We start from the raw sequence: 13,726 nt of genomic DNA on the forward strand, positions 1-13,726 counted from the left end.
GCACCAAATTAGTAAAAATCGTAACATCTTAAGCCATTTGCCCGACCCCCATTAGAACTATTTGGAAAATACTTTTCATAACCTACCCCAATTTCTGATGTCCCGCCCGTGTTGCTATAATTAATTTTTGAGGTAGTTGCATCATGGCTGATGCCTAACCTGAATTTTTCTCCGTTGGTTTTTCTATTAAAAATATCAAAAATTACCGAAAAGACGATTGCATCATTTCCATTCGCATTTCCATCGTTACGGTACCAGATTCCGGCATTAATCCCTGCGTATTTGTATTGAGTGCCAACACTAAATGAATTTACGTTCCCTTGTTTATACATGACTACAGATGGTATGAGGTAACTCCCATCGCGATCATATTGATCTGGAATCAGGGTGACTTTATAACTTAAGTTAGCAGAAATCCTCAAAGGCAGTTTAGCCTGAAATCCAGACAGCGACTCATCCGGACGGTTTAAGTGATGCGTTGCTAACCCCAACATAAACTTGCCATAAACCAGATTGGCACCAGCATTTGCATCCAGGTAAAACCGACTATCAATTGCAGGCCGCTCTGCACCAGAAACACTCCCGGGAATATAGCCGGAATTGATGTCTATCTGATCTCCAAAAACCAGTTTATCCCAGTTCAGTTTCTGATTGGTTACGCCCGCCTGCAAGCCAAAAGAAAGCGTAAAATCATCCCCACCGATGATGTACGAATAACTTGCTGCAATATTATTTTTGACCAGGTACGCCGTTCCTTCACTACTGCGGTTGAAAATTATCCCCAATCCGCTGTTAATCTGGTAGAGATTTAAATCAGCGGAGGCACTCATGTAAGAAAAATCGCTGGCCAAACCTGTCCATTGATTTCTATAGAGCGCATTAAACCTGATATCGCCCTCAAATTGTCCGGTAAGTGCCGGATTCAAATAGATTGGTGCGTTATAAAATTGCGAATAAATATGATCCTGGCCGATCGAAATCAGTGGTAGTACCATCATCAGCATCCATAATATCATCCTCCTCATCGTTATCTTATTAAATATATTACACCAGTTTTTCTCGGAGATGATGAATCATAGGTCATCCCCTTCCAATCGCTGCCATTTACAAATTTCACCTCTATTTTCCAGTAATATACACCCTGCGGCTGTTCTTTTCCATTATATGTTCCATCCCATCCTTCTAAAGGTGCACCATCATCCAGTTTTGAACTTTCCCAAAGCATCTGCCCCCATTTATTAAAGACAGACATTTTCCACTCCTGAATCCCTCTTCCTTTTGCTTTGAAAACCCTGATTTCATTCTTCGCACTCGCTGGCATAAAAGAATTAGGAACGTTTAAATATCCCGGAACACCAATAATTCTAACGGATTGAACTGTTGTAGCACTACACCCTTCCCTATTAAGCACTTTCAGTGTAACCGTATAAGTTCCTTCATTACCATAAGTGTGATTCGGATTTTGCAACGTTGAAACGGCACCATCGCCAAAAGTCCATTCCCAGCTTACGGCCCCGGTACTACTATCTCTAAAGCCAAAAGCATAGTTAGGAACAGATAGCTCATTGCCGGGCGATACGGTAAAGGTAGCAACCGGAGGCGCTACAACACTAATCGGCGCGCTTGCGGTTATGGTATTGGTACAGCCTAAAGTATTGGTGGCGGTTAAGCTTACAGTGAAGTTTCTGCCCACTCCGTTAAAAGTATGCGTTGGCTCAGAAGCGGTAGAAGTTGTTCCGTCGCCAAAATCCCAAATATAGCCGATTGCATTTCTGCTGTTGTTTTTAAACTTTACAACTAAGCCATCGCATCCGCTGGTTTTATCTGCCGTAAAGCTCACTTCTGGTTGTTCCAAAACTTCAATTTCTTCAGTTGTGGATGCGTTTGAGCAATCATTAGAGGCATAGAGCGTAACCCGGTATCTTCCGGCTCTGGTAAAGGTATGCGAAACAGTTTCAGGTGAAATATTGCGTACCACGGTACTGCCATCACCAAAATCGTAAACAAAGGTATTTGCTCCTGTCGTATTGTTAAAAAAGTCTACGCTAAATGGCGCGCAACCTCGAAGCTGACTGCTATTTACAACCAATTCTGCGGTAATATTATTTGGGGCCACATTAATGGTATAGGAAGATTCATTGGTTCCACACTCATTTACTGCAATCATTTTGACTATATAATTGGTTACTACGATCGTATTGTAAGTGTGCGAAACACTGCTTTTATCTGTTTTCGTCAGCGTAGTTCCATCTCCAAAATCATAGGTATATGTACCATTATTTCCTGGTGATGTATTGCTGAATGTCACTGTAAAAGGAGAACATCCCGCAGTTTTATCTGGTGAGAAAATTGAAATTGGCGCTGCTTTAACTAAAACAGTTGAGGTCTGCCTGCTTACCCCGCAAGGTGTTGTCGCCTCCAGTGTTACCGTGTAGGTAATGTCTCTGCCAGTAAGATCAGCAGCGTAAACAATATTCGATGGTTCAGCCAGATTGGAAGAAGTACCATTGCCAAAATCCCATCTGAATGTGGCATCTGTTAGCGAAGTTGATGTGTTTGTAAACCTCACGCTAAGTGGTCCACATCCTTCAACAACATCCTGAGTATAGGAAGCAGTTACATCCTGCCGCGTAAAAAAAGTATGAGAAAACTCATCGCCGTTACAGCCTAAACTACTCGTTACAACCAGTTTTATAACAACAGATTGATTTTGAGCCGTGATGGTATAGCCAGGGAAATCTATACCTGTTCCAATTTGTACATTGTTGGCAAACCAGGTATAGGTAGCATTCCGATCGGGATATGGTGTTGCAGTAAGGTTAACTGAACTTAAGTTAAAGGGCACGCAACCTGCATCTGTAGCATAAGTAAATTCTGCTTTTGCAGGAAGGTTTACGGTAATCTTCACCTGGTTGCTGATGTTCACCGGGCAAGAGCCACTGGCAACAGAACGCCTGTAATAAATGGTTGCCGTTGGTACAGGTGGTGTATAATCAGCACCTGTTGCACCTGTAACATCGGTCCATACGGTTGCGTTTAAACTCGATTGCCATTGATAACCATAAGCTCCATTACCCCCGGTTGGAGCCGAGCCGATAAGCGGGGCAGCAGCGTTACCTATGCAAATGATTTGATCGGCAGCGATGGTGTTGTTGCTCAGTGCCGGCAACACCACAACCTGAACGCTGTTACTCATTGCAATACAAATGGTGCTGTTAACTAACCTGCGGTAGAAAGTAGATACCGAAACGTTCACGGTTAAATCTTTATTGGTAGCATTGGTAAGGTTTGTCCATGTATTTCCATCTGCACTACTCTGCCATTGGTAACTGAAAACCCCACTTCCACCTGTTGGTGTACTACCGGTAATGGTAGCACTTTGACCAAAACAAATTGGATCTGCAGGCGTTGAGATGCTATTGGTTACAGGAAAAAAGTAAGTAACGGTTGTTTCTGATGATGAAGGTGGGCAACCCTCAAACCCGGTAATAGTCCACCTAAACCGATAGGTTTGTCCGGGAATCAAACCTGAAACAGCTGTATTGAACAACGTAGGATCACTAATCGTAATATTACTCTGGCCAGATACCAATGTCCATAAACCACTGTTTGGTGCGGGATTATTTCCATTCAGTGTTACCCCATTACCGCTACATAAGCTTTGATTTGCACCTGCGTTCGAAGCAACAGTTGAAGGATTTATGGTGATGGTAGTTGCAGATGACTGAGCTTCTGAACATACACCACTCTGAACAATAGCCCTGAATTTTGTGGTTACGGTTATATTAGAAAAAACATAAGGATTTGCTGTCGAATTGGTACTCGCCCAGGTTACTCCATTGTCGATAGAGATTTCCCACCTCACAATACTTCCAACTTGCCCTGTTAATGAAATGGTACCATTATTGGCTCCTGCGCACAGCGTCAAATCATTACCCGTTGTTCCGCCAACGCTTAGCGGGTTTACGGTTATGACCACATCATCACTGTTGCTGGAACAACTTTGATCGCTGATTGTCCACCTGAAAGTATAACTGTTTCCTGCAACTAAGCCAGATACAACCGCATTGTTTTTAGTATCGTCATCAAAAGTAATGGTTGTATTAGCAGGAACCACCGTCCACTTTCCTGTTCCAACATCAGGAACATTTCCTTTTAAACTGTAAGTTGCAGCATTACAAATAGATTCATCTGGCCCTGCATTGGCTAAAGTGGCACTTGGTAAAACAGTGATGGTGATGGATGTTGCTGCACCTATACAACCACCTGCAGATACTGGCGTTACGGTATACGTTACCGTACCTGAAGCTGTACCCGTATTAATTAAAACATCATTGATCTGAGCCGCTGCTGTAGCCACAGTACGATCTCTATTGCCCGTAACAGTGCCTGTAACCGCGCTGGTGTAAGTATAATTAACATTTGCCGCAGCAGAAGTAAAGGTAATGGCAGATGAAGTATTGTTGCAAATGGTAAGGTTAAGCGCTGTAGCAACTACATTGGGATTAGGTGTTACCGTAACCACGAAATTAAAAGGAACACCATTGCAACCATCTCTTTGTGGTGTAATGGTATACGTTACTGTACCATTCGCATTTAAATCGGTATTAACCAGTAAATCATTAATTCCACCCGATCCTGATGGTGTAACGCCGGTTACGTTGGCAGATCCGGTAGCAGTCCAGTTAAAAACTGTCCCACTTGCTAAACCTGTAGGTGTATAATCGACGTTTTTTCCAGTACAGATAGATTTACTCGCAGCGCTTGTTACACTAATGTCTGGATATATGGTTAATATAATTTCATCAGGAATCTGGTCACAGGGTGGGGCCAGGTTTGTAGTGGCCCTAAGGATTAGGGTTACGGTACCATTAGCCTTTTCTGCTGCTGTAGGGGTATAGGTTGCATTGAGGTCATTTCTGCTTGGGAAGAACTCACCATCGCCACCTACCCAGGCTTGACTGATCACAGCGCCTGTAATTGTTCCAGCCAGGTTAAAACTGGATTCTGTAAAACATAAATTCTGGTCAATGCCTGCATTGATTATCGGTGCAGTGGTAAAAGTTAGTTTTTGGGTTTTCTGTATTGTTCCGCAGTTATTTTTATGTGTAACTGTAACGCTGTATGCATCATAACTATCAAATTTAATGGAGGGATATTTAGAACTTGCTGAAGTTCCTCCGGTAAAGCTATAGGTTCCAGATCCGGATGGTGTAACCGTCCAGGTATAGGTATCTGCAAGATCCTGATATGTTCCTGATATTAGCGTTCTCGTTGGCCCGGCTGTTGTAGGGTTGAAATCATAAGTGGCCAGATTACACAGAATGATATCGGGAGAAAGCGTAGCAGCAGGCGGTTCATTTACCACAACGGTTTGAGGACCCGAAGCTACTAAACCACAAGATGGCGTAGTAATATTTAAAACGATGGTGTAGATACCAGGATTTGTAAAAACAAACGCTGGAGCTGTGCTGGATGCACTTGTTCCATTGGCATAAGTTACCGCAGGGGATACACTCCATGAATATGTATTGGCCGATTCGCAGGTATTATCCAATATAGATAAATCCGTAGCCGCTAATGTTGAACCCACGCAAATGGTGGTTTGTGGCAATGAAAATGCAGGTTTTGGTGGATCCTGAATGCAAATCTTCTTTTCTACAGGCTCCGCATTACAGGCGCCAGAACTGTTGGACTCTAACCTGATAACGTGTTCACCACGTGTTAAAAACCGGGTAACCAGATTATATGAACGTGGTTTGTTTGCTTGTGTTATCACACCATCTACAAACCAGTTGTAGGTAACCTGATTTGGTGCGCAAGCTGGGGTATTGGTATTCGGATCTTCACCTAAAACAGATGTATTGAAAAAAGTAACATCCGTATTGGTACAGGATGGTGTTTGAAAAGTAAAGTCATTCATGGGCTTTACCACTACTTTAGCCGATGAAGAAACCGGAGTTCCAACGGTACCGCAAAAATCATTTGATACATTGATGGTAACCGGAAATGCATTGTAAATGGTACCGGCACTGGTTACAGAAGTACGTCCACAGGATGATATCGTATAGGGATGGGTTACCTTTCCTGCATTGTTGATGATATCACATAAAGTGTAAGCCGTCATGCTTCCATCTCCCCAGCTTATGGTATAGCTATTACCCGGAAAATTATTCTGGATTCCGGCTGGAGATGTGTAATCCACATTAAATTCCAAAAAGCCCAGCGGTAAACAGACGATATTATTACCAGATGTACCAAAGGCGGTGATAGCTCTGTTATTCACCAGTAAATATCCTTTTGTTCCTATGCTTCCATCCGGGAAGGTCGCCTTTGCGATGATGGTGTAATGTGTCTGATCAGCAGTGAAACTTGCGATGTTTGCAGCAAAGTTCAGCGTTGTAGTTCCTCCTGTTGCTTCATTTTTAACCGTTGCTGCAATAGTAGCTGCTGGAGTCGATTCATTATTAATAAAAAATGAGTTATTGGGCTTACTCACACAGGTACCAAAAGTTTCTGTATTTGAGGAATTTAAATAAGTTGATGTGAGTTTAGCTTCAACGGGAAATCCTAATCTGATCTCGAAAGCTGCAGACTCGCTGCTTACTGAAGCCGGCACAGTGGTTTTCACCCGAACCTTGTAACCCGTTCCCGGCAAAATTCCTGTTGTCGGGATTAAACCATTCACATAAGTACTGTAGAACCCGTTATAAGAGCCAATTAATCTTTCAGTACCAAAATTTCCATTCTGATCAGATAAATAAAGCTGAAATACATTACCCTGTCCGGCACAGCTATTGGCTATGCTAAACGGAACCGCTATTGTACTACCGGGGGTAAATGGTCCTGCATCTACAACGCCAATATTAATCTGGGAAAACCCAGCTGACGAAATAAAAAACAACCCCAGAAACAAGGCAAAAAAGGGCCATTTCCTTATTGAACAGGTCTTCATAATCGCAAACACATAGGGGAATGATTTAAATGCGTTTATTTAAAAACCTTCACTTCTGAATCCGGGGATTCAACTTACCCAAAAGCCGGGTAAACACTTCTGTTACACGTTAATAAATATTCAATTACAAATAAAGCAATTTATATATAATAGTAACAATTTTTTACATCAATCGAACAAAATGAATGGCTTAAATAGAGGTAAACATGGTTTTTAGCTAAAAAACGGACAAAAAAAACCCCGAAGGCAATAACCTTCGGGGAATATTTTACACGAAATGATTTCGCTATAAGTGATATTACATCATACCACCCATACCGCCGCCGCCCATAGGAGGCATTGGCGCACCACCTTCTTCAGGTTCGTCTGCTAAAACAACTTCTGTAGTTAATAACATTGCTGCAATAGATGCTGCATTTTCTAAAGCTACACGACTTACTTTAGTTGGATCAATTACACCAGCCCCGATTAAGTTTTCGTAAACATTAGTACGTGCATTATAACCGAAATCTGCAGTTCCTTCTTTAACTTTCTGAACAACGATAGAACCTTCAATACCTGCGTTTTCACAAATTTGACGTAAAGGCTCTTCAATAGCGCGACGAATAATCTGAATACCAGTATTTTCATCTTCGTTAACACCTTTAAGGTCTGCTAAAGCTTCTACCGCACGGATGAAAGCAACACCACCACCAGCAACAATACCTTCTTCTACAGCTGCACGAGTTGCATGTAAAGCATCATCAACACGGTCTTTTTTCTCTTTCATCTCCACTTCGGAAGCAGCACCTACATAAAGAACAGCAACACCGCCAGCTAATTTAGCCAAACGCTCCTGTAATTTTTCTTTATCGTAATCAGATGTTGTGGTTTCGATTTGAGATTTAATCTGACTTACGCGAGATTTAATATCTTCTGAATTACCAGCACCATTGATTACAGTTGTGTTATCTTTATCAACAACAACTTTCTCAGCAGAACCTAAATAAGTTAAATCAGCATTTTCTAATTTATAACCTCTTTCTTCTGATACCACAATACCGCCGGTTAAAATTGCGATGTCTTCTAACATTGCTTTTCTTCTATCACCAAAACCTGGCGCTTTAACAGCCACAACTTTCAGTGAACCACGGATTTTGTTAACCACTAAAGTAGCTAAAGCTTCGCCATCTAAATCTTCAGAAATGATTACCAATGGTTTACCCGTTTGAACCGTTTTTTCTAAAACCGGCAACAATTCTTTCATGTTGCTGATTTTTTTGTCGTAGATTAAAATGTAAGGATTTTCTAACTCCGCTTCCATTTTATCTGCATTGGTAACAAAATATGGAGATAAATAACCCCTGTCAAACTGCATCCCTTCAACCGTTTTTACTTCAGTTTCTGTACCTTTTGCTTCTTCAACAGTAATTACACCATCTTTACCCACTTTGTTCATTGCCTCAGCAATTAACGAACCGATCACCTCATCGTTATTAGCAGAGATAGATGCTACTTGTTTAATTTTGTTATTGTCTTCACCAACTGTTTGCGATTGCTCTTTCAAATTAGCTACAACTGCCGCTACAGCTTTATCAATACCGCGTTTTAAATCCATCGGATTTGCACCAGCAGCAACGTTTTTAATACCTGTTGTGATGATTGCCTGCGCTAAAACAGTTGCAGTAGTGGTTCCATCACCAGCAATATCTGCTGTTTTAGAAGCTACTTCTTTAACCATTTGTGCACCCATGTTTTCAACCGCATCTTTCAATTCGATTTCTTTTGCAACAGTAACACCATCTTTAGTAATTGACGGAGAACCGAATTTTTTATCGATGATTACGTTACGGCCTTTTGGACCTAAAGTTACTTTTACTGCATTAGCTAAGATATCAACACCACGTTTCAGGGCGTCACGTGCTTCCACGTTATATTTTACTTGTTTTGACATTTTGTTTTTAAATTTGGAATGATTGTATGAGAGAATGATTCAATTTGGATTTCGATATATCCTATCCTTCAAAAATCATTCATTCTATAATTATTTTAATATTTGATTCAGGCTGAATTCACTCATTCGAAACTCAGTCATTCAATCATTTTACTTATCCAACAACAGCGTAGATATCAGTTTCACGCATAATTAGATAATCTTTGCCTTCGTAAGGGAATTCGGTACCACCGTATTTACCATAAATTACAACATCGCCAACTTTTACGCTCGCTTTTTTACCGTCAGCATCTTCTTCAGAAACAGATACTACCGTTCCTTTAGATGGTTTTTCTTTTGCAGTATCAGGAATATACAAACCCGATGCAGTTTTTTCTTCCGCCGCAGCTGGTTCAACTATTACTCTGTTTGAACTGCCAGCAATTGGTTTTAGGTTTAACGCCATAACTTTTATTATTTTTTTATTTGAGTTGATTTTTAACTAAGCATACAATTAACACTTTCTATGCCAAGTAGCATTGAGGGACAAATTTACACCTGTACTGTCAAATTGCAATCGACACGAGAATATAAGGTGTCAGCTTGGCAGGGAAGATTGAAAGGGTTTATCAATAAAATGAGGCGAATCAGGCAAACTTTCCAATGCCTCAGCCCCCTTAGAATACGCGAATCTGAAAATCTGAGATTATTTCAAAGTACCAGTTGGATTAGTGCCTTTGTTTACCACTGTCTTTACATTTCCTTCCAGATCTGAAACATAAATTTTGCTTTGTGTAAAAGGTTTTTCAGCTCCGCTAAAGAAAATACGATCATCTGCAGTTAAGAAAACATAAGGCACATTCATTCTTTCCGGAGAAATCCGGGTGACCTTTTTGGTGTTTAAATCCAAAGCAAAAACACCCTCAGCCAAATCCTTCAGCTCCTCTACAGGTTTGCCGAATCCTGCATTAAAAATAAGTTTCTTTCCGTCGCTGGTGTAAAAGAAACTATTGCTGCCGGAGACGTGGTAATCCGCACCTAATAGTTCTGCTATTATTTTAGTGTCGATTAATTTTCCCCTGGTATCAAACGTGTAAATGTTTTTCAAATCATGAGCAACCACCTCAGCTTCGCTCTTCCAGGTAGGTGAAAACAGGCGGGTTGTTAACTTACTATCAAGCACTAGAAGCCCCGTATTGTCGGCTTTAATCACGGCGACTTTCCAGATACTTTTATCACTAAACAAATTAAACGCAATCGTTTTTCCACTTGGTGACCATGCGGCATGGTAGTAGTTTTTACTATTCGCTTGTAACTGCAGTTGACTTTTGCCCTCCATATCAGCCACCCAGATGCTTCGGTTCCCAATACTATCACTAACGGTGTAAGCCAATTTATTTCCATCGGGTGAGATTGCCGGATCAGTAGCGCCACCAAAAGAAATCTGTTTCATGGTATCGATACTGGTTGCCACAATTTTGCTTCCATCCTGATAAGCCAATGCAAAACTTTTACTGCTTAAAGAAACCGTATCTAAAACTGCTGTAGATTTCGATTGATCATTATTGTCCGAATTACATGCCGAAAATAAGGTTAGGCAAGGAACAACTACCATCGCCAAACACAAGTTGAATTTAATCATTTACAATTCTACGAATTGTTTTAAGCAAAAAAGATCCATGCTCTTTCGAAACATGAATCTTGTATCCTTTATGATTTTAATCAGACTTAACGTTGTACCGCTTAGTTAACCTTTCTTCCGATCGGCATAACCAAAAACTTTCTGTAACAAGGTTGTACTTCTGGAATTAATATTTCCACGGATTTTAAGTTCTTCTTTCGCCACCTCTATAAACAAACCATCTATTGCTTTTTGGGTAACATAATCTGTTAAATTTGTATTCACAGGCTTTACCAATGGTAAGCGGTTATACTGGCTGGTAAGATCTGAATAGTATTTGGTTGCGTTTACCTTACTCAGACTGTTGGTTACAATCGGACTGAATTTCTGCAGCAATTGTGCAGTGGTTACGCGTTTAAAATAGGTTGTTGCGGCATCGTTGTTCCCGAGCAGGATATTACTGGCATCGGCTAAAGTCATTTGCTTAATCGCAGAAATAAATATTGGCTTTGCTTCTGTAGCGGCATCTTCAGCAGCACGGTTTAAACTTACAATTACATTATCACAGAGTTTATTTAACCCAATCCCGCGTAAAGTCCGCTCTACCTTCTGCGCTTCAGGTGGCATTAAAATTTTAACGGCCAGGTTACCCAAAAACCCATCTTTTACCGACAGCCGATCTGTCCCAGCCGAAACACCAATTTGTAATGCCTCTTTTATCCCCTGACCAATTTCCAAACTGCTTGGCGTGCCGGTTGCTGAAGCTGTACCCTGCTTTTCGGTAACCTTTTTAAAAATATCGCTCAACTTGATCTGAGCATCTGCTTTCAGGTTTACAAAAAATATCAATACGAGGGATGCAGATAAAATTTTTATTCTCTTCATTTTGTGTGTGTTTAATCCTGATAAGCAAAAGAACTGCCATAATTTTGTGGTTCTTAAAGATAAGGTTTTATCCGGGGGTTGAACCCAGGGAGTTATGAGCATACTTAGCTATAAACAGCCAATTATTCAGTTTATCTCCTATCACTCAGAAATATTTTTTATACTTGAAAGATATTTGATATAGCTACCTGATTTTTTGAAGTTCATAAAAAACACAGCTGGAAACAACCAGCAAGACGACGCCAAACTAATTGCCGGGTATAAAAATACAGGCGATTTGGATGCGTTGGGTACGCTCTATAATAAATATATGCACCTGGTTTTTGGGGTTTGCCTAAATTACTTTAAAGATGAAGAGCAAAGCAAAGATGCGGTGATGCAAATCTTTGAAGAACTGGTTACCAAACTGAAGATTCATGAAGTTCAAAACTTTAAAAGCTGGCTTCATGTATTAACGCGCAACCATTGTTTAATGGCGCTGAGAAAATCTTCAAAGCAAAATACCGTATCTATCGACGATACTTTTGTGGAAAACAGCGAACTGGTGCATCTAGATATCGACAACACAAAAGAAACGCAGCTTACCATTATGGAAAAGTGCATGGAGACTTTGCCCGAAGAACAGCGAAAAAGCGTAGATTTATTTTATTTGCAAGAGAAATGTTATAAGGAAGTGGCCGATATTACGGGCTACGATATGCTTAAAGTAAAAAGTTATATTCAAAACGGTAAGCGCAACCTGAAGATTTGTATAGAAAAAAACAGTGGTGAATAACGATTGGTTAGATATTGATGTACTGGAAGATTACCTTGATGGTAAGCTTGATGCTAAAGCTATGCACTTTGTTGAAAGGCAGGCGCTGGAAGATCCTTTCGTAGCTGAAGCTTTAGAGGGCCTGAAACATTCGCCAAAACGCAAACAAACACTGTCTATTCTACAAAAACAACTTCACGAGCGTGTTGCTCAAAAACCTGTTAAACGTAAACTTTGGGGAATTACCACACAACGATTGAGTATCGCTGCAACTGCCACGGTAGCCTTTATTGCAATAAGTATTCTTTTTTTCATGCGTGAAACCAATCGCCGAAATGCAGAAATTACGGCAAGAAAAGCGGATGGTGTGATTGTAAATTTAGATACCAATCCCGCAATTGCCTCCACCACGACTAAAACCAAGGATTCTGTATTAAAAACAGATGATGCCGTTAAATCTGCTTTAATTGATCAGGCGATAGCAGAAGGAAAAAGAGGAAATTTAGCAAAAAATAACAAACCTGCTTTGATTGTTAAAGCATCAGAAAGGGTCACTTCAACACCACAGGCGGCTAATGATTATCAAAGATTTGGCAAAGCTAAATCAGCACCAACCCTAAGTGCACGCAGAATGGATATAAGCCAGGAGCCATCAGACAATGCAATGGTTTCCGCTGCACCAGCAACCACTGCCGATAGAATTGTTTTTAGCGGAAATGTTGTCGATCAAAAAAATGGACAACCCATTCAGGGTGCTGTGGTAAAAATTGCAGGATCCGATAAAATTACCGCTACTAATGCAAATGGCTATTTCGCTTTACCTGCTGACAGCAACGCTAAGGATAAAGATTTAGTGATTAATGCGATTGGTTTCAAGGAAACGCCTGTAAAAGGTACGCAAAATCCAGATGCCATTCGGGAAGCATTGAGCGGAAATAAGTCGCTGAATGAAATCGCTATGATCACGGGATCAAACGGCAGAAAAATGGAAAATGTGCCTGCACCAAAGATAGTATTAAAGGCAGAGCAAAATCTAAACGGGAAGCAGGCGGATGAAATTAGCAAGCCAATCCCTGTCGCCATTATTGATTATACGCAATATTTAGCCAACAACAATAAGCTTTATAATCCTAAAGGACCTGAGCAGTTTGTAATACTGGGTTTTAAAGTGAATAAAAATGGCCGGCCAACAGCTATTAAAGTGATTAAATCGCTTAATGAAAAGGCAGACGCAGAAGCTAAACGCCTGGTCAAGTCGGGGCCAGACTGGATCTTACCTACTAAAGGGACCAATGAGGTGGAGTTAAGCATCAGGTTCTAAGCCTTTTTCTTCAGCCAAATTATTACAACTTCAGCAAACAGACTTTCTTTCAGTACTTTGAATGCTGAAGCGTTGCTATCTTAAATTATATTTCTAGGTATAAACTTCCGTATTTCAGAGCTGATTACCACAGAGCACTAAGGAAGAGTACTGATAAAACAGAATGAGTGGAAGTATAGCGAGGTTTAACCGCAAAGAGTGGTAAGAGAAGGCGCAAAGAGCGCAAAGTTGGGTGGTTAGTAAAGTTGGTTTTACTACAGAGCACTGATAACACAGAA

Annotated in this window: 8 protein-coding genes; 2 read left to right on the top strand and 6 right to left on the bottom strand. The window is 40.7% G+C overall.

The annotated features are described in order from the left end of the window. Positions 1 to 8: 8 nt before the first annotated feature. The 6 genes from GJU39_RS16575 to GJU39_RS16600 form a co-directional block, all read right to left on the bottom strand. Positions 9 to 1,025: a PorP/SprF family type IX secretion system membrane protein gene (locus tag GJU39_RS16575; protein WP_154282116.1), complete on the bottom strand. Its 1,017-nt coding sequence runs from the start codon at positions 1,023 to 1,025 to the stop codon at positions 9 to 11. Positions 1,026 to 1,027: 2 nt separating this feature from the next. Then, positions 1,028 to 6,955 carry a PKD domain-containing protein gene (locus tag GJU39_RS16580; RefSeq protein WP_154282117.1) on the bottom strand — a complete coding sequence of 1,976 codons (5,928 nt, stop codon included), beginning with the start codon at positions 6,953 to 6,955 and terminating at the stop codon, positions 1,028 to 1,030. Positions 6,956 to 7,253: 298 nt separating this feature from the next. Then, complete coding sequence (gene groL, locus GJU39_RS16585) at positions 7,254 to 8,888, bottom strand: chaperonin GroEL (RefSeq protein ID WP_154282119.1); 1,635 nt, start codon at positions 8,886 to 8,888, stop codon at positions 7,254 to 7,256. Between the two features lie 154 nt (positions 8,889 to 9,042). Beyond that, on the bottom strand, positions 9,043 to 9,333 hold the full coding sequence (locus GJU39_RS16590; protein WP_029281770.1) for a co-chaperone GroES: 291 nt from the start codon (positions 9,331 to 9,333) through the stop codon (positions 9,043 to 9,045). Positions 9,334 to 9,573: 240 nt separating this feature from the next. Next, positions 9,574 to 10,509 (bottom strand): TolB family protein, encoded by a 936-nt coding sequence (locus tag GJU39_RS16595; RefSeq protein WP_154282121.1) that lies wholly within the window; start codon positions 10,507 to 10,509, stop codon positions 9,574 to 9,576. A 105-nt stretch (positions 10,510 to 10,614) separates the two neighbouring features. Continuing rightward, the gene (locus GJU39_RS16600; protein WP_154282122.1) at positions 10,615 to 11,373 is read right to left on the bottom strand and encodes a DUF4197 domain-containing protein; all 759 of its coding nucleotides are present in this window, start codon (positions 11,371 to 11,373) and stop codon (positions 10,615 to 10,617) included. A 196-nt stretch (positions 11,374 to 11,569) separates the two neighbouring features. On the opposite strand from GJU39_RS16600, the gene GJU39_RS16605 reads away from it, so the two are divergent. Both GJU39_RS16605 and GJU39_RS24205 read left to right on the top strand, forming a co-directional pair. Further along, on the top strand, positions 11,570 to 12,148 hold the full coding sequence (locus tag GJU39_RS16605) for an RNA polymerase sigma factor (RefSeq protein ID WP_154282123.1): 579 nt from the start codon (positions 11,570 to 11,572) through the stop codon (positions 12,146 to 12,148). Next, the gene (locus tag GJU39_RS24205) at positions 12,138 to 13,448 is read left to right on the top strand and encodes a carboxypeptidase-like regulatory domain-containing protein (protein ID WP_209437664.1); all 1,311 of its coding nucleotides are present in this window, start codon (positions 12,138 to 12,140) and stop codon (positions 13,446 to 13,448) included. Before GJU39_RS16605 ends, GJU39_RS24205 begins: the two co-directional genes overlap by 11 nt. Positions 13,449 to 13,726 lie beyond the last annotated feature (278 nt).

It is taken from the genome of Pedobacter petrophilus, assembly GCF_009674725.1.
Taxonomy (GTDB): domain Bacteria; phylum Bacteroidota; class Bacteroidia; order Sphingobacteriales; family Sphingobacteriaceae; genus Pedobacter; species Pedobacter petrophilus.